At 67.8% G+C, this 22432-nt stretch carries 16 protein-coding genes; 11 read left to right on the top strand and 5 right to left on the bottom strand.

Going from position 1 to position 22432, the window contains the following annotated elements; all coding sequences use genetic code 11:
• Window positions 1–81 precede the first annotated feature (81 nt).
• The 3 genes from AC1DES_RS12205 to AC1DES_RS12195 all read left to right on the top strand — a co-directional run bounded on the left by AC1DES_RS12205 (window position 82) and on the right by AC1DES_RS12195 (window position 2669).
• Window positions 82–765, top strand: coding sequence for a HutD/Ves family protein (locus AC1DES_RS12205; protein ID WP_476895965.1), 684 nt, complete (start codon window positions 82–84; stop codon window positions 763–765).
• A 227-nt stretch (window positions 766–992) separates the two neighbouring features.
• Window positions 993–1997 (top strand): aldo/keto reductase, encoded by a 1005-nt coding sequence (locus AC1DES_RS12200; protein ID WP_476895964.1) that lies wholly within the window; start codon window positions 993–995, stop codon window positions 1995–1997.
• A gap of 21 nt (window positions 1998–2018) precedes the next feature.
• On the top strand, window positions 2019–2669 hold the full coding sequence (locus AC1DES_RS12195; RefSeq protein ID WP_476895963.1) for an MBL fold metallo-hydrolase: 651 nt from the start codon (window positions 2019–2021) through the stop codon (window positions 2667–2669).
• A gap of 144 nt (window positions 2670–2813) precedes the next feature.
• On the opposite strand, the gene AC1DES_RS12190 is transcribed toward AC1DES_RS12195, so the two are convergent.
• Complete coding sequence (locus AC1DES_RS12190; RefSeq protein ID WP_476895962.1) at window positions 2814–4721, bottom strand: DEAD/DEAH box helicase; 1908 nt, start codon at window positions 4719–4721, stop codon at window positions 2814–2816.
• A gap of 232 nt (window positions 4722–4953) precedes the next feature.
• On the opposite strand from AC1DES_RS12190, the gene AC1DES_RS12185 reads away from it, so the two are divergent.
• The gene (locus AC1DES_RS12185; RefSeq protein WP_476895961.1) at window positions 4954–5805 is read left to right on the top strand and encodes an SAM-dependent methyltransferase; all 852 of its coding nucleotides are present in this window, start codon (window positions 4954–4956) and stop codon (window positions 5803–5805) included.
• A 413-nt stretch (window positions 5806–6218) separates the two neighbouring features.
• The gene (locus AC1DES_RS12180; protein WP_476895960.1) at window positions 6219–7703 is read left to right on the top strand and encodes an amino acid permease; all 1485 of its coding nucleotides are present in this window, start codon (window positions 6219–6221) and stop codon (window positions 7701–7703) included.
• A gap of 110 nt (window positions 7704–7813) precedes the next feature.
• On the opposite strand, the gene AC1DES_RS12175 is transcribed toward AC1DES_RS12180, so the two are convergent.
• Complete coding sequence (locus tag AC1DES_RS12175) at window positions 7814–9277, bottom strand: MFS transporter (RefSeq protein ID WP_476895959.1); 1464 nt, start codon at window positions 9275–9277, stop codon at window positions 7814–7816.
• A gap of 110 nt (window positions 9278–9387) precedes the next feature.
• Entirely contained in the window at window positions 9388–10422 is a 1035-nt protein-coding gene (locus AC1DES_RS12170; RefSeq protein WP_476895958.1) for an AsnC family transcriptional regulator, read from the bottom strand.
• A gap of 171 nt (window positions 10423–10593) precedes the next feature.
• On the opposite strand from AC1DES_RS12170, the gene AC1DES_RS12165 reads away from it, so the two are divergent.
• Both AC1DES_RS12165 and AC1DES_RS12160 read left to right on the top strand, forming a co-directional pair.
• Window positions 10594–11862 (top strand): M20 metallopeptidase family protein, encoded by a 1269-nt coding sequence (locus tag AC1DES_RS12165; RefSeq protein ID WP_476895957.1) that lies wholly within the window; start codon window positions 10594–10596, stop codon window positions 11860–11862.
• Window positions 11863–11879: 17 nt separating this feature from the next.
• Entirely contained in the window at window positions 11880–13166 is a 1287-nt protein-coding gene (locus AC1DES_RS12160) for an MFS transporter (RefSeq protein WP_476895956.1), read from the top strand.
• A 20-nt stretch (window positions 13167–13186) separates the two neighbouring features.
• Here the strand turns inward: AC1DES_RS12160 and AC1DES_RS12155 are convergent, their stop codons facing one another.
• Complete coding sequence (locus tag AC1DES_RS12155) at window positions 13187–14440, bottom strand: MFS transporter (RefSeq protein WP_476896023.1); 1254 nt, start codon at window positions 14438–14440, stop codon at window positions 13187–13189.
• Between the two features lie 194 nt (window positions 14441–14634).
• Between AC1DES_RS12155 and trmB the strand changes: the two genes are divergently transcribed.
• The 3 genes from trmB (at window position 14635) to AC1DES_RS12140 (ending at window position 17368) form a co-directional block, all read left to right on the top strand.
• A complete protein-coding gene (trmB, locus tag AC1DES_RS12150; protein WP_476895955.1) occupies window positions 14635–15558 on the top strand; it encodes a tRNA (guanosine(46)-N7)-methyltransferase TrmB in 924 nt (307 codons plus the stop codon).
• 151 nt (window positions 15559–15709) lie between these two features.
• A complete protein-coding gene (locus tag AC1DES_RS12145) occupies window positions 15710–16492 on the top strand; it encodes a DUF1206 domain-containing protein (protein ID WP_476895954.1) in 783 nt (260 codons plus the stop codon).
• Window positions 16493–16825: 333 nt separating this feature from the next.
• Window positions 16826–17368 carry a COG4315 family predicted lipoprotein gene (locus AC1DES_RS12140; protein WP_476895953.1) on the top strand — a complete coding sequence of 181 codons (543 nt, stop codon included), beginning with the start codon at window positions 16826–16828 and terminating at the stop codon, window positions 17366–17368.
• Window positions 17369–17417: 49 nt separating this feature from the next.
• Here AC1DES_RS12140 and AC1DES_RS12135 read toward each other — a convergent pair whose 3' ends face one another.
• Window positions 17418–18299: a DMP19 family protein gene (locus tag AC1DES_RS12135; protein WP_476895952.1), complete on the bottom strand. Its 882-nt coding sequence runs from the start codon at window positions 18297–18299 to the stop codon at window positions 17418–17420.
• 341 nt (window positions 18300–18640) lie between these two features.
• On the opposite strand from AC1DES_RS12135, the gene AC1DES_RS12130 reads away from it, so the two are divergent.
• Window positions 18641–22108, top strand: coding sequence for a DEAD/DEAH box helicase (locus AC1DES_RS12130; protein WP_476895951.1), 3468 nt, complete (start codon window positions 18641–18643; stop codon window positions 22106–22108).
• The last annotated feature ends 324 nt before the right edge of the window (window positions 22109–22432 follow it).

The raw sequence follows: 22432 nt of genomic DNA, 5'->3' as shown, positions 1-22432 counted from the left end.
GCCGAGTTCCGGTTCCATCCACCGGCGTCACATCGGGCATGGGACGGCGGCCTGTCCGGTGGCGGCGGATAGGCTGGGAGAATGGAGATCATCCGCTATGCCACGCTCAAAGCCCAACCCTGGCGCAACGGCGGCGGGGTAACCCGCGAACTGGCCAGCCGCCCCAAGACTGTCTCTGCAGTTACGGCCACAGCCCCGGGCAGCGCCTGGGATTGGCGGGTGAGCATCGCCGAGGTGTCCAAGGCCGGAGACTTCTCCGCCTTCCCCGGCATGGACCGCGTGATTACTGTCATCGATGGCGACTTGCTGCTCCTGAGCGTCGACGGCACCGAGCACCCCCTCGAGAAATACCGCCCGTTCCGGTTCTCGGGCGATGCAATTTCGTCCGCCGCCCTGCCCACCGGCGACATCCGGGACCTGAACGTCGTCACGCGCGGCGGCTCCTTCAAGGGCTACACCTCCATCATCGAACTCTCCAAGAAACGCGCCCATCCCGTGTTCGAGGGCCAACTCGGGATCCTGCTCCAAGGACAGGTGACAGTCCGCCCCGGTGCCAGGAACGACTCCGGCACGCCCGCCCAGGGTGGGCCGGCAGCCGACGATCCGGCATCGGGTGAGCCGGCGGCCGGCGGGCGCCAGGACGCGGAGCACATCGAGCTGAGCCGGTACGACGCCGTCATCGGGACAGATACGGCCACGCCGGAAATCCTGGGCCGCGGCTTCCTGGCCGTCGTGTCCATCGACCCTGTAGCGGACGGCGCCTAGGGGACAGGCCGCCCCCTGGGATGGGCGGCAAGGCGGGAGCAAGGCGACGCTCCCGCCCAGTTGCTCCGCCGTTCACCAGGCCTGTGCGCCCCGACACGCTGCAACAGGCCGTGGCGTCACCCTGATGGTGGCTGGCAACTGGGCGGGAGCGGCGGAATACTCCGGCGCCGGCCGGAGTTCTTGGCAGGGACGACAGTCACATGTGCAATCCAGAGATGGGGAGTTCCATGAATATCGAAGCGGCAGCATCAGTCCGGCTCGGCGACGGCCTTTCAGTCAGCCCCTTGGGGATCGGCGGCATGGCGCTAACTCCCGTGTACGGAGAGGTGGACCCGGCCGAGGCGCTGCAGACCCTGCACCATGCGGTGGACTCCGGCGTGACTTTCATCGATACGGCGGACATCTACGGTGGCGGCAGCAATGAGGAGCTCATCGCGCAGCTGCTCAAGGACCGCCGCGGCGAGATCCAGCTGGCCACCAAGTTCGGTCTCGTCGGCAGCCCGGCGGAGGGCTACCGTGACATCCGTGGCGACGCCTCCTACGTCAAACAGGCGGTGGACCGAAGCCTGCAACGGCTGGGGACCGACACCATCGACCTCTACTACATGCACCGCCGTGACCTCCGCGTTCCGATAGTGGAAACCGTGGAGGCCATGGCAGCGCTTGTGCAGCAGGGCAAGGTGCGGCACCTTGGCCTGTCCGAGGTCACGGCCGAGGAACTGCGCGAAGCTAACAGTGTCCACCCGATCGCAGCCGTACAGAGCGAATGGTCCATCTGGAGCCGGGATGTAGAACTTCATGTTGTTCCCGCCGCGGCCGAGCTGGGCGTGGGCTTCGTGCCCTACTCGCCGCTCGGCCGGGGGTTCCTCACGGGCACAGTGGACGCCTCGAAGCTTGGCAGCAACGACTTCCGCCGCAACATCCCGCGTTTCGCCGCGGATGCCGCGGAGGCCAACCGTGGTGTGGTGGCTGCGGTGCAGGCGGTCGCTTCCGAGCTGGAGGCGACGCCGGCCCAGGTTGCGCTGGCCTGGCTGCTGGCGCAGGGCAGCAAGCTGGGGCTTCCTGTCGTCCCCATCCCCGGAACCCGCAAGGCGCACCGGATCGACGAGAACCTGGGCGCCCTGGCGCTCGCCTTCACCCGGGCGCAACTGGACAAGCTCGACGCCGCCGCGGACGCCGTCTTCGGCTCCCGTTCCGCGGACCCCAGCTGGGTTTCGCAGGGCCGCGAATAGTCCGTCCGTAGACTGATGCCCATGGACTCGCTCATTCACTCACTTCGAGACATCACCATCCGCCGGATTTCAGTCAGCGAGATGGACAACAACGTGTACCTGCTCACCGCCAGGCAATCCGGCGCCCAGCTGCTGATCGATGCCGCCGATGATCTGGCGGCCATCCAGGAGCTGCTGGCGGACGCCGCCGCGGATACCTCGGCCACGCCCAAGCTGGCGCTGATCGCTACGACCCATCAGCATTGGGACCACATCCGTGCACTGCCGGGCCTCGTGGAAGCGACCGGTGCCCGGACCGCAGCCGGGACGGACGACGCCCCGGAGCTGCCAGTTCCGGTGGATGTGCTGCTGAGTCACGGGGACGTCGGCAACTTCGACGGGTTCGATGTGACGGCAGTGCACCTGCGGGGGCACACCCCGGGTTCAATCGCCCTCGTGTACCAGGACCCGGAGGGCCAGGCACACATCTTTTCCGGCGACTCGCTGTTCCCAGGCGGCGTGGGCAATACCCAGAAGGATCCCGCGCGGTTCGCCCAGCTCATCACCGACGTCAGCGAGCGGCTGTTCGACGTTTATCCGGATGACACTGTGGTGCACCCGGGCCATGGAAAGCCCACCACCCTGGGTGCGGAACGGCCCCACCTGGAAGAGTGGCGCGCCCGCGGCTGGTAGGGCCTGAAACCTCATCGAGTGCTCCCCACCGGCCCCTTCGCCTCGCAAGCTCGGCCAGGGAACCCTGCCGGCGTGGGCCCAACTGCCGTTATGAACCTTCCAAAGGGCAGTTGCGGAGCACTCGACGGTGGTTAAGCGGCATTGTTAGCGGCTGCGGCGTTCGTTTGATGCCGGAGCGGACGCACGGCGGGGTCCGCTGCGCGCCGGACGGCCTTCACCGGAGCGGCCGTTGCCGCCACCTGCGTAAGATCCGCCCGAGGTTCCGTCAGTGTTGGAGGACCACACAGCCGGGTTTGCGCCGGACTTGGCGCCGGCAGCTGCACGCTGGCCCGTTGCCGGACGTCCGCCGCGCTGGCCGCCAGCCGAAGCCCCGGTGCGGGGCGCGCCGCCGTTGCGGGGTGCGCCCGAGCGGGGTGCGCCGCTGCGGGGTGCGCCCGAGCGGGGTGCCGAAGCGCCGCGGGCATCGCTGCGGCCCTCGGCTGCCCGGCCGTCAGAACCCCGGCCGGCGGATGCGCGGCCGCCTGAAGCCGGAACATCGTTGTGGTGTGCGTATGCAGTGGACCGGCCTCGGGCGTTGCGTCGTGCAGCGCGCTCGGCGTCCATCCGGTCCTCGTTCTTTTCCGCTACACGCTCAGCGGCGTTGCGCGCCGCGGCCTGGCCTTCGTAGGCCACGGCACGGCGCTCTGCACGGGGAAGGTCGGTGCGGGGAGCTTCGGTTCCGACGCGTCCGCGTCCGCCGCGACCGCCCCGGCCACCCGCGGTGGGTGCAGCCTGGGTGGAACGGCGGGCGCGCTTGCGCTCGGCATTGGCGCCCGTGGAGGTGCCGCCGCCCTGGTTGGACTTTGCAGCAAGCAGTGCAGCGCGGGTGCGGGGATCGATCTTGTCGGCCATCTCGCCCACAAGTTCAGCCACGAGCGGCGAGTTGGCTGTGACTCGCTCGAAGTTGACCTCGACGCCGGCAGCTTTCATGAGCTTCTTGACGTCCGACTGCTGCTCGGGAAGCGTCAGCGTGACGACAGTGCCGTCGGAGCCGGCGCGGGCCGTGCGGCCGGAACGGTGCAGGTAGGCCTTGTGCTCCGTGGGCGGATCCACGTGGATGACGAGTTCGACGTCGTCGACATGGACGCCGCGGGCGGCCACGTCGGTGGCGACCAGGACGCGGACCTCGCCGGAGGAGAACTCGGCCAGGTTGCGGTCACGGGCGTTCTGCGACAGGTTGCCGTGAAGATCGACGGCTGGGATGCCGGCGTCGGTCAGGGTCTTGGCCAGCTTGCGTGCGTGGTGCTTGGTGCGCATGAAGAGCACCCGGCGGCCGGCACCCGAGGCGAGCTCGACGATCAGCTGCTTCTTGACGGTCTGGTCGCTGACGACCAGCACGTGGTGTTCCATGGTGGTCACCGCAGCCTGTGATTCATCCACAGCGTGGGTGAGCGGGTTGGACAGGTAACGCTGGACGATCTTGTCCACGCCATTGTCCAGGGTGGCGGAGAAGAGGAGTCGCTGGCCCTGGCTGGGGGTCATGTCCATGAGCTTCTTGACCACCGGGAGGAAACCGAGGTCGGCCATGTGGTCGGCCTCGTCGAGGACGGTGATCTCGACACCCTCAAGGGTCAGGATGCGCTGGCGGATCAGGTCCTCGAGGCGTCCCGGGCAGGCGATGACGATGTCGACGCCGGCGCGCAGGGCCTTTTCCTGGCGGGCCTGGGAGATGCCGCCGTAAATCACGGTGGTGTTCAGGCCCATGGCCTTGGCCATCGGCTCGATGGTGGCGTTGATCTGGGTGGCCAGTTCGCGGGTCGGTGCGAGGACCAGTCCCATGGGGCGGCCCGGCTTGCGGAAGTGCTTGGCCTCCCGCTCAGCGAGTCGTGCTACAAGCGGGATGGCGAAGGCGATGGTCTTGCCGGAGCCGGTCCGGCCGCGGCCCAGGACGTCGCGTCCGGCCAGGGTGTCGGGGAGGGTCTTGACCTGGATGGGGAACGGTTCCACGATCCCCTGGGCGGTCAAGGTGTCAGCGAGGGTCTTGGGCGTGCCGAGGGCAGCAAAAGTAGTCATATGTTTCGAGGTCTTTCAGGCGGTATCCGTGCGGATATCGGCCCCCGGTGCCGGTTGGCCCAAGGGTTCGCCGAAGAAAAGTCAGGTGATCAACCGGGCCGCTACCAACCTTGCGGCAGTGGCGGCCGGGACCAAATAGAACGCGTTCATCGACGCAGGATGTGCCTCTCACATGAAAAAACCCACTCCCGGCGAACGGCTTCGGTGAAGAATTCGGCCGGGGAACCGGTTGATGAACCGGTTCCGGTCAATCAGGACCCTGTCCGTCAAGACCAAAGTGGGCATCACTGCACATCAAGTTTCACCAGTCTATCATCCGGCGGCCTCCCCGCCCGCTTCCCGGGGCCGGGATCCCCTGCGCACGACCCCGGCCTGTGCGCCGCCCCTCCCGGTCCGCGGGCAGGCGCACGGCCGAGGGGACTTCGGCGGCCACCACGGCGGCGGCCACATTGGCGAGTCCGGCACCGCGGCGGACATGTGGGACGAGAAGTACCGGAGCCGCGCCACGGTGTGGAGCGGGCAGCCCAATCCGCAGCTGATCGCAGAGGCCTCCGATCTGCGTCCGGGCAGCGCCCTTGACCTGGGCTGCGGCGAGGGTGCCGACGCCATCTGGCTCGCCAGCCGCCGGTGGGCCGTGACGGCGCTGGACGTCTCCGCCGTCGCCCTTGAACGGGCGGCAGCCCACGCGCGGGAGGCGGGGCAGGACGCAAACATCGAGTGGGTACAGCAGGACCTTGCCAGCTGGGTACCGGAGCGGCAGTTCGACCTGGTCACCGCCCAGTTCCTGCATTCCACCCGGATGCCGTGGCAGCAGGCCCTCCAGCTCGCCGCGGCAGCCGTGCGGACGGGCGGGACCCTGCTCATCGTGGGCCACCACCCCGACGGCTTGCCGCCGTGGGGAACGCACAACACGGCGGAGAAGTACTTCACCGCGGAACAGCTCGCCCGTGAACTCGGGATCGAGGCGCCCGAGTGGCGCCTGGACGTCGTCGACACCCGGCACCGCAGCGCCTTCGGACCCGACGGCGAGGCGGCGGCCCTCACCGACGCCGTATTGCGGGCTACCCGCCTGGCCGCCCGCTGACGCCGGATCGGGTGTGCTGAGAGCCAAAATATGACATGGGACACCGGACGACAACTGAGGCTACGATCATCGACAGTTGTCGACACGGGCTCCCCCGTGCCTCCAGCGCCTACCAGGGCCCGGTCGCCACGCCCCGCCCATGTGATCCGCGTCTCATATTGCCGACAAGCCAACGAACGGGATCCCCTCAGCATCCCGCAAGGGGCGGTGCGTCTCCGGCGGCACAGCGGCGGATTTGCCCCGCGGAAGCGGCCGGCCGGACCTGCCCGGGGGCGCGTCGGGCGGAATAAGGCCCCTAGGCTTGATGCACACGACAAAGTGTTACCTCCGTCACGCCAAGACTGGATCAGTGCGGGCCGCGATTCCGAAGTTCCACGGCGCATCGCCCCCGCCTGCAACAAGGAAGAAGCCACATGTCAGAACGCACCACCACGGCTGTCCCGAAGATCGCAACAAAGCCCTCCGCAGGCAGCCCGGGCCAGGAACCACATCTCGCCCGCGCCCTGGGGAACCGCCACATCCAGCTGCTCGCCATCGGCGGCGCGATCGGCACCGGCCTGTTCATGGGGTCCGGCAAGACCATCTCCCTCGCCGGACCGTCCGTGATTTTCGTCTACATGATCATCGGTTCCATGTTGTTCTTCGTCATGCGGGCCATGGGCGAGATCCTGCTCTCCAACCTGAACTACAAGTCGTTCAGCGACTTTGCCGGTGACCTTCTCGGTCCGTGGGCAAGCTTTTTCACCGGCTGGTCCTACTGGTTCTTCTGGGTGGTCACCGGAGTGGCCGACATCGTGGCTATCGCCGGTTACGTCGACAAGCTCGCGCCGGGCACCCCGCTCTGGATCCCGGCCCTGATCACCCCTCTGGTCCTGATCCTGCTGAACCTGCCCGGCGTCAAAGCCTTCGGTGAAACGGAATTCTGGTTCGCCATCATCAAGGTGGTCGCGATCATCGCGCTGATAGCGACCGGCGTTGTCATGATCGCCACGCATTTCACGTCGCCCAGCGGCGCCGTGGCGAACCTGGCCAATATGTGGAACGACGGCGGGATGTTCCCGCACGGCGTATTCGGCTTCATCCTCGGCTTCCAGATCGCCATTTTCGCCTTCGCGGGCATCGAACTCGTGGGCACCGCAGCCGCGGAAACCAAGAACCCGGAAAAGAACCTCCCGCGGGCCATCAACTCCATCCCGATCCGGGTGCTGCTGTTCTACGTGGGCGCCCTTGTGGTCATCATGGCCGTCAACCCCTGGCGCAGCATCGATCCGGCCAGCAGCCCGTTCATCGGCATGTTTACCTTGGCCGGGCTGGGCATCGCCGCGGTAGTCGTCAACCTTGTGGTCCTGACCTCCGCGGCCTCCAGCGCCAACTCCGGGATCTACTCCACCTCCCGGATGGTCTACGGCCTCGCCCAGGACGGCAATGCGCCGAAGATATTCGGGAGGCTGAGCGTCCGCAAGGTCCCGCAGAACGCACTGCTGTTCTCCTGCATTTTCCTGCTGGCCGGGTTGGTCCTGCTCTACGCCGGCGATTCCGTCATTGGCGCCTTCACGATCGTCACGTCCGTGGCCTCCGTCCTGACGATGTTCGTCTGGTCCATGATCCTCGTCAGCTATATCGTGTTCCGCCGGCGCCGCCCGGCCCTGCACGCCGCCTCAACGTTCAAGATGCCCGGGTCCGCCTTCATGCCCTATGTGGTGCTGGCATTCTTCGGCTTCATGCTCGTGGCACTGGCCCAGGCCGATGACACCCGGATGGCTCTCGTGGTGGCACCTGTTTGGTTCCTTCTGCTCGGCGCAGCCTGGTACTTCAACCGCCAGGCGCCGCTGCAGCAAGCCCGGATTGAGGAATGGAAAGCCCTCCGCTCCGCCGAGGAAGCTCCTGTAGCCGGCTGAGCTTACGTCGGGAAGTGATCCCGGGCAGCCTGCCCGGGGCGGAACTCCGCGAAGGAGCTCCGGCCGGTTTCCGGCCGGAGCTCCCTTTCGCTGCCGCAGCGGGTGCGCGGCTAAGGGTGCGTGGCGACGCGCGGGGCAACCGCGACGGCGCCAGCGCCTGCCACCGCCGTCAAGGCGAACACCCCAGCAAAGGACGCGACCGTCGTCGTGAACGCGGCAAAGACCAAACCTGTGGCGGCCAGGGCGAGTGCGCCGCCCAGGGAATCGGAGATGGACATCGCCGAGCTGTTGAAGCCTTCCGTGTCCTTGGTGGAAAGGGCCAGGGTCATGACGCTCAGGCGCGGATACATCAAGCCCATGCCGCCGCCCGCAAATACCCAGCCGGTAATCGCGACGGCGGCCGGCCACGCCAGCACCGTGGTCACGAGTGCCAGGACGACGGCGCCGAGCACGAGCGCCGAACCGATCCGGACCGCACGCCGGTGGCCCAACCGGGCACCGAGCCTGCCTTGGATGGCCGACGCCGCCGCCCACGCGAGCGCGCCGCCGGTGAGGGTGAGACCCGCGAACGTGGGCGAGAAGACATAGCGTTCCACCAGCAGGTAGGGCAGGTACACCTCAGCCCCGAAGAAGGCGGCGGACGCGAGGCCGCGGGTCAGGATGACGCTCGGGAGTCCGCGGCGGGCTGCGAGGGTTCCCTGCGGCATCAGGGGACGGACCGCTACGAGCGCCACGACGACGGCGGCCGCCGCCAGGGCGCCCCCGGCCACGGGTACCTGCGCGGAAAGGTTCAGTCCCAGCACGGCGAGCGCCGCAAGCATTGCCCAGGCCAGCCGGGCGTAGCCCGAGGTCGTGCGCGGGGCTTCCGGCTGCCTGGGGTCCGCCGTGCCGTTGGGGTCGCTCCGGGGGCCGATCCGGTGGGGGTCACCGGGGGCGCCTTCGGCGGTGCCCCGCAGTCCGCGCAAGGCAGGAGCGATCATGAGCAGGGCCGGCAGCACCAGCCCCACCACCCCCAGGAAGACCCAGTGCCAGCTGGCCAGCTGGGCCACGAGCCCGGCCGCGAACGGACCCACAAGGGACGGGACCACCCACGCGGCGGAGAAGGCCGCGAAGATCTTCGCATGAAGCACCGGCGGGTACACGCGGGCGATCACCACGTAGAGCGCCACCGTCATGCCGCCCCCGCCCAGTCCCTGCACGAGCCGCCCGGACACGAGAACGGGCATGTCCACGGCGGTTCCGGCGATCAGCAGGCCGAGCGCGAACATGGCCACCGATCCGTAGAGCGGAGCGACGGGCCCGCGCCGGTCGGACCAGCTCCCGGTGGCCACCATCCCGATGACGCCGGTGGCGAGCGGGCCGGCGAAGGCCAGCGCATACAGGCCGGCCCCGCCCAGTTCACGGCTGACCAGCGGCATGATTGTGGTCACCGCCAAAGACTCAAACGCTGCCAGGAACACCAGCGCGCAGGCGCCGAACGTCACGAGCAGGTAGCTGCGGTGGAAGATGCCGGCCGGTTCGTGGGCCAGGGTCGGGGCGGAACGGGACACGGGAGGGGCCTGATCGATAGTCATGGAGGCAGCCGCAGGACCTCAACCAACGCTGAGGTCTCGGTTGCATGGTTCTGGTTGAAAGCTAGAGGGGAAGCATCCCACAGCTGCCCGGCGGCGCGCACCATCCTCCTCTAGACCGCGACGTCGAGTCCATGGGCCGGGACGACGACGGCCCCGGTGGCCGTTGAGTCCGGGTTCAACATCCAGCCCACGCGCTTGACCGGGCTGAGCATGATGACGCTCTCGGCCAGTTCGATGCCGGGGACCCGCTGCCGAAGCGCCAGCTCAGCATTCATGACCTCGGCGAGGGACTGCAGCCACATGATGATGACGAAGTTGGTGCGGCCCGTGGTGGAGGCGCTGAGCCTGATGTTCCGGAATCCCCGCAGGGCCGCCGCTGCGGCGTCATGCTGGCCTGCAGGAACGTTGGCGAACCATTGGCACGTGACGGGGAACCCGGACTCCTTCTGCGCAATTTCGCACCGGAAGGACAGCATTCCGCTGGCCAGGACCCGGCTGAGTTGCCGCTGCACGGTGGCCGGGTGCCGGTCCAGCGCCCGCGCCATTTCGGCAGCCGACGCCCGTCCGTCCCTGGAAAGGAACGGAAGGAGTGCCAGATGGCTCGCCTGCAACGGCGGCCCGGCGGGCACGGCATGCATCAGGCCTGTCGCCTCCGGGCCGGCCAGGGCCGCCAGCGCCGACTGCTGCTTGCGGTCCAGGACGTTGAGCCGCCAGGCACCGCCGCCGCTGTGGAGCCGGGTGCACAAGGCAATCTGGTATTTCACCAGCCCTTCGATGTCTTTGAACCGCGCCACGACATCGGCACTGAATTGTTCCAAGGACGGAGTGATCACGGTCAGCATCAGGTCCCGGTTGCTGGCGGCCTCATCGATCGTGACAACGGCCGGCAGTGCGGCGAGTGCTGCGGTCACCTGCGCCCGCCGGTGCATTTCACAGTCGATATCCACCATGGCCAGGCACATCTGTTTCGGATCACCGATCAAATGGGCCGTGACCCAGGAGGCGCCCGCGGCGCGCAGCCGCTCCCAGCGGGCGGCCAGGGTGGTGGCGTGGACGCCCAGGACCTCGGACGCGTCGTGCCAGCTCAGCCGGGGCGCAATCTGCAGCGCGTTGATCAGCGCCAGGTCATCCTCGCTGAGTTCCATCCCCTGCCTTCCTAGAATGCGCGAATCCTTTGAATTGCCTCCTGACTCTGCATTATTCCAGCAATCACCGTCCGATGTGAGGCTCGCCACTACAGAATGGCCGGAGAACATCACGAAAGCCTGGATCCACAGGCGCACCCGTAAAACGCCCCACCGAGACCTGGAGGATGAATGACGACCGCCGCAGACGCCAAGGAGTTGCAGGGAGACCTCACACGGTTCCGGCACGAAATGCACCGCGAGCCGGAGATTGGCCTGAGCCTCCCGCGGACGCAGGAAAAGGTGCTCAAGGCGCTCGAAGGACTCCCCTACGAGATCAGCCTTGGCCGGGACACGACGTCGGTGACGGCGGTCCTCCGCGGGCAGGCACCGCCGCGCGGCGGGGAGCCATCCACCAGCGCTGCGTGGCGCCCCGCCGTGCTGCTTCGGGCGGACATGGACGCCCTGCCGGTGCAGGAAAAAACCGGCGCCGATTTCACGTCCCGGATCGACGGCGCCATGCACGCCTGCGGCCATGACCTCCACACGGCGATGCTCACCGGTGCCGCAACGCTCCTGGCCGAGCGGCGGAACGAACTCGCGGGCGACGTCGTCCTGATGTTCCAGCCCGGCGAGGAGGGTTTCGACGGCGCCGGCCACATGATCCGCGAGGGCGTGCTGGACGCCGCAGGCCGCCGGGTGGACGCCGCCTACGGCATGCACGTGTTTTCGTCGCTGGAGCCGTACGGCCGCTTCTGCACGCGCCCGGGCGTGATCATGAGCGCCTCCGACGGCCTCTTTGTCACCGTGTTCGGCGCCGGCGGACACGGCTCCGCGCCGCATGCCGCCAAGGACCCGGTGACGGCCGCGGCCGAGATGGTCACCGCGCTTCAGGTCATGATCACGCGCCAGTTCAACATGTTCGATCCCGTCGTCCTGACCGTGGGCGTGCTCCAGGCCGGCACCAAGCGCAACATCATCCCCGAGACCGCGCGCTTCGAGGCGACGGTGCGCACGTTCTCGGCGGCGGCCCGGGAGAAAATGTTGGCCGCCATCCCTACGCTGCTCAAGGGCATCGCCGCCGCCCATGGACTTGAGGTCGACGTGGACTACCGGGACGAGTACCCGCTCAGCGTCACCGACGAGGACGAGACGCACACGGCCGAGCGGGTCATCCACGAACTCTTCGGCGAAGACCGGCACGTCCGCTTCGCCAACCCGCTCAGCGGTTCGGAGGACTTCTCCCGGGTCATGGAGGAAGTCCCGTCCACCTTCATCGGGCTGAGCGCCGTGCCCCGCGACGCGGACCACGCCACGTCCGCCTTCAACCACTCCCCCTACGCCACATTCGACGACGGCGTCCTCGCCGACGGCGCGGCGCTCTACGCCGAACTGGCACTGCAGCGGATTGCCGCGCTGGCCTCTTCCCCCGCCCCGGCCGCATCCGGCACCCGCCCCTGATCATTCTGGAGACACCCATGACAAGCACTCTCAACCCGCAGCGCGAGGCCCGGGCAACGCTCCGGAAGACCCTCGTCGGCACCGGCATCGGCAACGCCGTCGAGTGGTACGACTGGGCGATTTACGCGACGTTCACGCCGTTCATCGCCAGCCAGCTGTTCAGCAAGGCAGATCCCGCCTCGGCCGTGCTGTCCACCTTGGCGATCTTCGCCGTCGGCTTCGTGGCGCGGCCCTTTGGCGGATTCCTGTTCGGCTGGATCGGCGACAGGATCGGCCGGAAGGCGTCCATGACCCTCGCCGTCGGATTGGCCTCGCTGGGCAGCCTGCTCATCGGCATCGCACCGACGTTCGCCGCCGCCGGCGTCTGGGCGTCCCTGCTGCTGCTGGTGGCCCGGCTGGTCCAGGGGCTTGCGCACGGCGGCGAGCTGCCGTCGTCGCAGACCTACCTGTCCGAGATCGCGCCGCGGGAGCACCGCGGCTTCTGGGCCACCCTGATCTACACGTCCGGTACGGTCGGCATCCTGTTCGGCACCCTACTCGGCGCGGTCCTGAACATGAGCTTGAGCGCCGACATGATGAACGCCTGGGGCTGGCGCGTCCCGTTCCTGATCGGCGCCGCGTTTGGCCTCTATGCGCTGGTCATGCGGGCCCGGCTGCACGAAAGCACCGTGTTCGAGAACGAGCCCGCGGACGAAAAGCGGGAGCCGATCTGGCCGCAGATCGTCCGGCACCGCAAGCAGGCATTCCAGGTGATCGGCCTGACCGTGGGGCTCACCGTCATCTACTACATTTGGGGCGTTGTGGCTCCCAGCTACGCCACCACGGCGCTGAAGATCGACAGGGGCGAGGCCCTCTGGGCCGGAGTGGTCGGCAACCTCGTCTTCATTGCCGCCCTGCCCTTCTGGGGCAAGCTTTCGGACCGGATCGGCCGCAAGAAAGTGCTGTGGGCCGGCGCCACCGGGGCGGCCGTGCTGCACTTCCCGATGACGTGGCTGCTGAAGGACTCCGCCTGGCAGCTGGCGGTAAGCATGTCCGTGATGCTCATCTTCATCGCCGCAAGCGCAGCTATTGTGCCGGCCGTGTTCGCGGAACTCTTCCCGACCAGCATCCGGACGGTCGGCGTCGGCGTCCCCTACTCGATCTGCGTGGCAGCATTCGGCGGCACCGCGCCCTACCTGCAGCAATGGCTCAAGGACGTCGGCATGGCGCAGGCCTTCAACCTCTACGCCGTGGTCCTGCTGGTCATCAGCATCGCGTTCATCTTCAGCATCCCGGAGACCAACGGAAAGGACCTGCGCGGCTGATCCCGCGCCTGCAACCAGGATCAGCCGCCGATGAAGGCGTTTCGGCCGGCGCGGTAGCCGAACACCGCGGCCAGGGCACCAACTGCGAGGAACAGCACACCCGCCGCAACGAAGGATCCCGTGGACTGGTGCAGTTGGCCGACCAGGAGGGTTCCGGTGGAACCCAGCCCGTAGCCAACGCCCTGCATCATCCCGGACAGGTGAGCGGCGGTATGGCCGTCGCGGGTGCGGAGCATGATCATGGTGAGTGCGACGGCGGTCAGGCTGCCCTGGCCGAGGCCCAGCAGCCCGGTCCACAGCCAGATGAGCTCCGGCGGCCCGAAGATGCTCAGCGCGAACCCTCCGCCGGTCATCAGCGCCACCACCGTATTGATGGCGCGCTGGTCGCGGAAGCGGCCAGCCAGTGCAGGAGCGAACAGGGAACCGAGCATCTGCAGCACAATCGAGGCCGAGACGATCAGCCCGGCTGTCCCGCCGTCCACCCCGCGTTCGCGCAGGATCGGCGCCAGCCAGGCAAAGACGCTGAACGACATCATTGCCTGCAGGACCATGAAGATGGTCACCTGCCAGGCGATGGCCGAGCGCCACACGTTGACCCCTTGGGCGCCCTGCTGCTGGCGGCCGTGCCGTTGGCGGACGGCCAGCGGCAGGAACAGGAGGAGAACGACGCCGGCCGGCAGCGCCCAGAACCACAGCGCCGCGGACCACTCCCCGGTCGCCCTGAACACCGGGTAGGTGAAGCCGGCGCCGAGGGCCGCCGAGGCGCAGATCGCCGTCGTGTAGAGCCCGCCCATCAGGCCGAGGCGGTCCGGGAAGTCGCGCTTCACAAGTCCCGGCAGCAGCACGTTGCAGAGCGAAATCGCGGCTCCGCATGCCGCCGTTCCGGCCAGAAGCGCCGGAAGGTGGCCGGCCCCGCCCGCTTCCACGGGGCGCAACAACAGCCCGGCGGTCAGGACAGCCATGGCGCCCAGGAGCACGCGCTCGGCACCGAAACGGCGGGCCAGCACCGGGGCGGCCGGGGCGAACACGCCGAGCAACGTCACCGGCATGGTGGTGAGAACCACCACCGCCCAGCCCGGCAGCCCGGCGTCGGCCGCCACCTCGGGAAGCACGGCGGAAAAGCTGGAGAACACGGTGCGCAGGTTCAGCCCGATCAATACCAGGCAGACGCCGAGGTAGGCCAGTGCGCGGCGGCTCCCGACACGGGTGGACCCTGATGCCGGAACGTCGTCAATCTCGGCGTCCACCAAAGTGCCGCGCCGGCCGTGAGGCACGCCCTCGACGGCGGGGCTGCTGGCAGCGGTCTGCGGGACCCTCTTCGGCACAGTCACCGACCCATTCTGGCAGAGCCCCGGCCGCACCCCGTGTTAACAGCCCGGGGCGGGAGCAGGCCCCGCGGGCTCCCGCGGACCCCCGACCGGGCCGTGCGGGCCCGTGCCGGTGCGGGACTTCCTCTATTCTGGAAGGGATGAGTGAATCCCCAGAATCCCCGCAGACTCCGCAGCCCGCACGCCCCGTGACGCCCGGCAGCCAGGCCTCCTTTGGCACCTACGGCGGCCGGCCGGTCAGCTTCGTGCGCCGCGGAACCCGGCTGCAGGGCCGCCGCCAGGCCGCGTGGGAAGAGCACTCGGACCGGTGGGCCGTCGAAGTCCCGCGCCACATCGCCAACACCTCGGTACACCCGGATTACGTCTTCGACGCGGAGGCCGAATTCGGCCGGAAAGCTCCGCTGATCGTGGAGATCGGCTCCGGCCTCGGCGACGCCGTGTGCCATGCCGCGGAGGAGAACCCGGACACGGACTTCCTCGCCGTGGAGGTCTACACGCCGGGTCTCGCCAACACCCTGATCAAGATCAACGGGCGGAAGCTGAGCAACGTCCGAGTGGTGGAAGCGAACGCCCCTGAGGTGCTCGCCACGATGCTGCCGGCCGGTTCCGTCACTGAGCTGTGGGTCTTCTTCCCGGATCCGTGGCACAAATCCCGTCACCACAAGCGCCGCCTCATCCAGCCCGAGTTCGCCGAGCTCGCAGCGCGGGCCCTGAAGCCCGGCGGCATCTGGCGGATCGCGACGGACTGGTCCAACTACGCCGTTCACGTGCGCGACGTCCTGGCCGGCTCCGCCGCCTTTGAGAACCTGCATGCGGGTGAGCGCAGCCGGGGCGAGAGCCCCCTCACCCGGGTGTGGGAATCCGGCGTGGAATCCCTCGTGGGCGGGGCGCCCGTCAAGGAGGGCCGCGCGCCTGTGAGCACCGAACACACCGGACCCAACCATGGAACCGACGAAACCGGCGGCTGGGCGCCGAGGTTCGAGGGCCGGATCCTGACCAGCTTCGAGAACAAGGCACACGAGGCCGGCCGGCTCATCTTCGACCTCAGTTACCGGCGCCGCTAAGCCGGGGGCGCTGCCCGCGGCGGCTGTTCCCGGACGGTCCGGCGTGGCACCATAACGGGAAAGGAATTCCCGGGGCGGACCCACGGCCCCGGAACGGACCGGAGTAGGATCGACCATCAAAAAAGAACTAAAAGACGCCGTCGAAGTCGCCGTGGACGTCACCAATTCCAAGCCGCTCGAGGTGGCGGCGCGGGCGGGATTTGCCGTCAGCGGCATCCTGCATTTCCTCATCGGCCTGGTCGCCCTCCGCCTGGCCATGGGCGGACAGGGCCAGGCCGACGTCAGCGGCGCCGTCCAGGAGCTCGCCGTGCAGCCGGCAGGACCCGTGCTTCTCTGGAGCGCCTTCGCAGCCTGCGTCGCACTGGCCATCTGGCAGGCCAGCGACGCCATCTTCGACTTCGAGCACCTGCCCACGAAGAAAAAGGTCGGCAAGAAGCTCAAGGCCACCCTCCAAGCCGTCGTGTACACCGGCTTCGCACTCACGCTGGCGTCCGTCGCCATCGGCGCCCGGGCGGACCACCGCCGCTCCACAAGCGACCTCACCCTGCAACTCATGCAGGCACCGGGCGGGATCCTGCTCCTGTTCATCCTCGGCGGCGCAGTGGCCCTCACCGGTGTCGTCTACGCCATCCGCGGCTTCAGGAAGTCCTTCATCAAGTACCTGGTCATGCCGTCCAACGGCCACGCCCGCTCCGCGGTGACCGCCACCGGAATCGCAGGCTACGCCGCTAAGGGCGTCGCCCTGCTCCTGACGGGGCTGCTGATCGTCATCGCCACCTGGAAGGCAGATCCGGACGAGTCCACGGGGCTCGACGGCGGCCTGAGGGCCCTGCGCGAGCAGCCCATGGGCATGTACATGCTGGCAGCCGTCGGCGTCGGGCTGATCTGCTACGGCATCTTCATGGCGATGCGGGCCAGGCTCGCCAAGATGTGACGCCCGACGGCTGCCGCCACGGGCGTGCCGGCACAGATCCCAGGTCTGGAAGACGAAGTCGGGAGCCTGCGGGCGGGAATGCGTGCCGACGTCCTCGCCGTGGACGGGGACTTCCGTGCTTTCACGGTCCTGCGGGCAGGCCTGGTTCTGCCCGGACCGACAGTTGAGCCTCGCCGGAGGCGCGCTGCCCGCGGTCCGGGACGGCTCGTGATTCAGCAGTGATTGAGCAGGGCGGCAGTCCACGGCGCCGCCCTGAACCATTTGTCCCCCGGCGACGTCATAAGGGTTAGCGCCGGCCTCCGAGTTGGGCTGGCTCGAGTCAAGGAGCAGCAGATGAAGAAGCACCTCAGCATTGGCTTGTCCGCCTTTGCCCTCGCGGCAGTCCTCTCCGGCTGTGCCGGCACCACCACAAGTTCAACAACGTCGACGGCGGCGACGACGGCACCTGCGCCTGCAGCGTCGTCATCGCCAGCGCCTGCCGCGTCATCGTCGGCGCCTGCCGCAGCAGCGGCGGACCTCATGGTGGCCCCGTCCAGGGCCGGGCAGATCGTCGTGGACATGAAGGGCATGAGCGTCTACGTCTTCACGAAGGACACCAAGGATTCCGGGACCACCGCCTGCACCGGCTCGTGCGCCAACAACTGGCCGGCAGTCACCACCGCGTCCGACACTCCCGCGGCCACCGGCGTCATGGGCACAGTGGGAACCGCCGCAACAGCGGACGGCAAGAAGCAGCTGACCATCAACGGCATGCGCGTGTACTACTTTGCCAAGGACCAGGCCCCCGGTGACATCCTGGGCCAGGGCGTAGGCGGCGTCTGGTATCTCGTGACCCCCTCCGGGGCGATGGTCACCTCCGCGGCCGGCGGCTACTAACGGCCACGCGCCTCACCCCGGCCGGGGATCCCCGGCCGGGGGCTTCCGTCTAGGCGTCGGCCTCTTCGAACTCCAGGGCGGCAAGGATCTCCCTGGTCCGAGGGTCGAGCATAAATGCTTCGTCGTCATCCTCCACCATGAGGAATTCCCCCTGGTCGGTAGCGAAGTGCCAGGCCAGGGTGGTCTCTCCGTTGTGCTCGTAGTTGGGATCGCCCATGGAGATCCGCAGCAGGGTATGGCCCGCAACATCGCACAGCTCACGAATAATCTGCTCAAATTCCGGGGCGTCCAGGAGCGCTTCCTCGGCAGCGGCCGCCTGGCGCTCGGCCAGGTTGGGGATCCGTGCCACGCGCCCGGCGATGTGGGCATCGAGCTCGTCGTCGGAGAGGACCAGCAGACCGTCCTGGCTGCGGAGCCAGGCGGCGTTCAGCTCCAGGATGTCCTCGGTTTCCAGGAGCGACTCGAACTCCCCATCCAACTCTTCCATGCGCTTCACGGCCTCCGACGTTCCGTCCTCAGCAGCATCACCCGCGGCATTCCAGCCCGTGCCGCCGTCCAGATACGAGTCGACGTCGGTATCGGAAAGGGCGCCGAAGGCGGCCACAGTCCGGTTGAACAGATCCAGGTGCCGGGTTGCGCCCATGCGTTCCAGGCCTTCCCGGACGAAGGGGTCGATCTCTTCGCGTTCCGGAGCGGTGAATACGTACTGGGCGAAGCCGCCGCCCAGCGACTGCGTCAGGTAGAAGTCCACGTAGTAGCTGCGCAGCGCAGCCGGGGAGATTTCCCCGGCGTCGAGCAGTTCCGCAAACATGGTGTTGACGACGTTTACGTTCGCGTCGACAACGTCCTCGTTTCCGCCGTTCCTGCCCTCCGTGGTCAGCACGGTGGGGTAGCTGTTGGCGGACTGGCTGGTGGGCTCACCGTTGGTCATGAGAGATCCTTACTGCTGAAGTCGGCTGATAGCCCGGACCCTTCCAAGGTAGGCGGGCCCCGCCGCCGTCGGCCGAGCCCCGGTTGAACGTCAGGCGAAGATTCAGGGACCGTTTGAAGACGGCCAGCCCGGACTCGGGTCGCCGGAAGAGTGCGACATCGCCGGAAGCCTACGGCGAGCCCGAAGCCTTCCGGCGATTTCGGCCGACCTCGCGTCCAGGCCACTCGTAGATCCCGGTGAGCGCGGCCCGGACGTGGAGCGCTTGCGCAGGTGAAGGTTCGGGGTCCCCTTCAGGCTCGCTAAGATGGATCAGATGACCAACTGCTGAAAGTAGCGCGCACATGCCATCCCATCCGGACGAGAGTGCGGCACTGGCAATACAGACTCCCGCAATCAACGACCGCTCCCTTGCGGCCGGACTTGCCTACGCCATGGGGAGCCGTGTTTCCGCGATCTCCTTCGACGCCGCCACCGGGCTGCTGCTGGGCAAGGTGCGGGGCGGCTCGGACGTGCCCTATTCGACGACGGCGAAGCTGGTCCGGAAGGCGGGCGGCTGGAGCTGCACTGTGGGCCTCTGCAGCTGCCCCGTCCGCAAGGACTGCAAGCATGTGGCCGCCCTCCTTTTCGCGGCAGAAGACAACCCCGCAACCCGGATCCAGCTGCTGGCGCCAGCAGGTGTCACGCGGCTGTCCCGCCAGAGTCCGCCCTTGGAGGTGGCGGACTGGGAGCAGGCGCTCAGCCCGCTGATTGCCCGTCCCGGCATCACCCAGTCCACCAATGGCATCCCGCTGGCACTCCAGTTCGAGGTCGAGGAGCCCGCCCCGCATTTCTCCTACACCGGCCGCCGCGATCCGCTCCGTAGCGTGCGCCAGCTCAAGGCGCGGCCCGTGATCATGGGGGCCAAGGGCAAATGGATCCGCGGAGACGTCTCCTGGAACACCCTGAGCTACCTGAACTTCCGCCGCGAATGCAACGAGGCCCATGTCGAGTGGATGCAGGAATTCCTGGCTTCCCATACGGCAGTGGCCAACCGCCGGCACGCTGGCACCGCACCTTGGCTGGGGCTGAACACCTACGCAGGGAAGAACCTGTGGAGCCTGCTGGCCGAGGCGCAGAAGATCGGCGTCGCCCTGGTCCATAACCGCGGCACGGAGCCGGTTCGCGTCGTGGACCAGGCGGCCGCCGTCGGGCTGAACCTCACCCGCTTCGGCGCATCGACGGGACTTGACGGCGGGGCCGGGGCAACCGCACCGTCTGCCGGCGGCGGTGTAGACGACGGCGGCCTGGCGCTCGCGCCGACCATCACGGTCGAGGGCGTCGTGGTCGATCCGGCGTCCGTTGGGACCATCGGCCACCCCGCCCACGGGATCTTCCTGACTTCCGGCGGGGACGCTCTGCCCGGCGTCGCCCCGGCGGATTCCCTGATCACGCTCGCCCCGCTGGAAAGCGGGCTCAGCGAGGAACTCCTCACTTTCGTCACGGCCGGGACCACACTGCACATTCCGGCCCGGGACGAAAGCCGTTTCCTGACCGGTTTCTACCCCAAGCTCAAGCAAACGGCCCGGGTCACGGCCTCCGATGAGTCCGTGGAGTTGCCCACGCTGGCCGTTCCCACCCTGTCCCTGCTCGCCAATTACGGTGCCGACCACAGGGTCCGGCTGCACTGGGAATGGCACTACAAGTCCGGGAACCTGGTCACAGCCCAGCCCCTGTGGCGCCACCCCGGCGATCACGGCTACCGGGACGACGCCGCCGAGGCCCGTATTCTTGAAGGAGTCGGGCAGCCGTGGGACGTGGTCCCGGCACTGGGTGAATCCGCAACCGGAGGCTGGGGAACACCGCGCCTCACGGCGACGGCGGAACTCACGGGCCTGGACACGCTGGCCTTCACCGAGGAGGTGCTCCCCCGCCTCCGCGAGCTCCCCGGCTTCGCCGTGGACACTGCCGGCGAAATGGCGGACTACCGCGAGGCCGAAGAGGCCCCGGTGGTGGCGATTTCAACCAAGGCGACAGACAGCCGGGACTGGTTCGATCTTGGCATCGTGATCACCCTGGAAGGCCAGCCGGTCTCCTTCGCGGCACTGTTTTCGGCCCTCGCGGCAGGCCAGACCCGCATGCTCCTGCCGAGTGGCGCCCACTTCTCGCTGGATCTGCCCGAACTGCACCAGCTGCGGGCCCTGATTGATGAAGCCAGGTCGCTGCAGGACAACAAGGACGCGCCACTGCAGATCAGCCGCTTCCAGGCCGGTCTCTGGGACGAACTCGCACAGCTCGGCATCGTGGATGAGCAGGCGGCTGCCTGGCGCGAGGCGGTCGGAGGCCTGCTGGAGGGCGGCGTAAAGGGCTTGCCGCTGCCCTCAGCGCTGAACGCCGACCTGCGGCCCTACCAGCTGGAAGGCTTCAACTGGCTGAGCTTCCTCTACCGCCACGGGCTGGGCGGCGTGCTTGCCGATGACATGGGCCTCGGCAAGACGGTCCAGGCGCTGGCGCTGATGTGTGCCGCCAAGGAAGCGGCCAAGGAAACGGCGGGAGAGTCCGCTGAGCCCGGGGCCGGGGCCGCATCGGGCGCCGCCCCCTTCCTGGTCGTGGCTCCCACAAGTGTCGTGGGCAACTGGGAGGCGGAGACCGCACGGTTCGCACCGGGCCTGACGGTCCGGGCGATCGGCGAGACTTTCGCCAAGAGTGGTTCAAAGCCGGCTGAGGCCATGGCCGGCGCGGACATCATCATCACCTCCTACGCCCTGTTCCGGATCGACTACGACGCCTACGCGTCCCGGGACTGGGCCGGCCTGGTCCTGGACGAAGCCCAGTTCGTCAAGAACCACCAGTCCAAGGCCTATCAGTGCGCCCGCAAGCTGCCCGCTGCCTTCAAACTGGCCATCACCGGTACCCCGCTGGAGAACAATCTGATGGAGTTCTGGGCGCTCACCTCGATCGTTGCGCCGGGCCTCTTTTCCAGTCCGAAGCGTTTCGCCGAGTACTACCAGAAGCCGGTGGAGAAGAACGGGGACAAGGCGCAGCTGGACAAGCTCCGCCGCCGGGTCCGTCCGCTGATGATGCGTCGCACCAAGGAGCAGGTCATCCACGATCTGCCCCCGAAGCAGGAACAGATCCTCGAGGTGGTGCTGAACCCGCGCCACCAGAAGGTGTACCAGACACACCTTCAGCGGGAGCGCCAGAAGATCCTCGGCCTGATCGAGGACGTCAACAAGAACCGTTTCACCATCTTCCAGTCGCTGACCCTGCTGCGGCAGCTCAGCCTGGACCCCTCGTTGATTGATCCGTCGCTGTCAGGAGTGCGCTCAAGCAAGCTCGATGTGCTGTTCGAACAGCTCCAGGACCTGGTGGCGGAGGGCCACCGTGCGCTGATCTTCAGCCAGTTCACCGGCTTCTTGGGCAAGGTCCGCGAGCGGCTCGTCGAGGAGAACATCGAGTTCTGCTATCTGGACGGCGGCACCCGCAACCGCACCGACGTCGTCAACGAGTTCAAGAACGGCGCGGCCCCTGTGTTCCTGATCAGCCTCAAGGCAGGCGGCTTCGGCTTGAACCTCACGGAAGCGGACTACGTGTTCCTGCTGGACCCGTGGTGGAATCCGGCATCGGAGGCTCAGGCCGTGGACCGGACGCACCGGATCGGCCAGGCCAGGAATGTAATGGTCTACCGGCTCGTGGCCAAGGACACCATTGAAGAGAAAGTCATGGCGCTCAAGGCTAAGAAATCCCGGCTTTTTGCCGACGTCATGGAAGGCGATGCCCTCTCCGGTGGTGCGCTCACGGCGGACGATCTGGCCGGGCTGTTCAACGACTGAGGGCGTCGAAGGACTCAACGCCCTTGGCGTTGCCCAAGTGACGCGCAAAAGGCAAAGCGCTGAGGGTATTCCCGTAGGGCTTTGCCTTTGCCGTGTCATGGGGTTTTTTCCGCAGCGGAATCGGGCAGAAGGCTGGGTGTGGGCGGCGGCCGGGTTTTCCGCGTTCGTCCCTGCTTCCCGGGTGCTGACGCTCCGTCCCAGTTACCGGGCCCCTGAACACGCGGGCGCCCCATAAGCCGCGGGATTCCGCGGGTCTGTCGAAGTGCGGCCGGAAGCAACTGGGCGGGAACGTCACCACACCTCGAGGAAGGCGCCCGTGTCTTC

The sequence above is a fragment of the Arthrobacter sp. 05T442 genome (assembly GCF_056395945.1).
The sequence above is the reverse complement of the archived record's forward strand: the minus strand, read 5'-3'. Positions and strand labels throughout refer to the sequence as shown.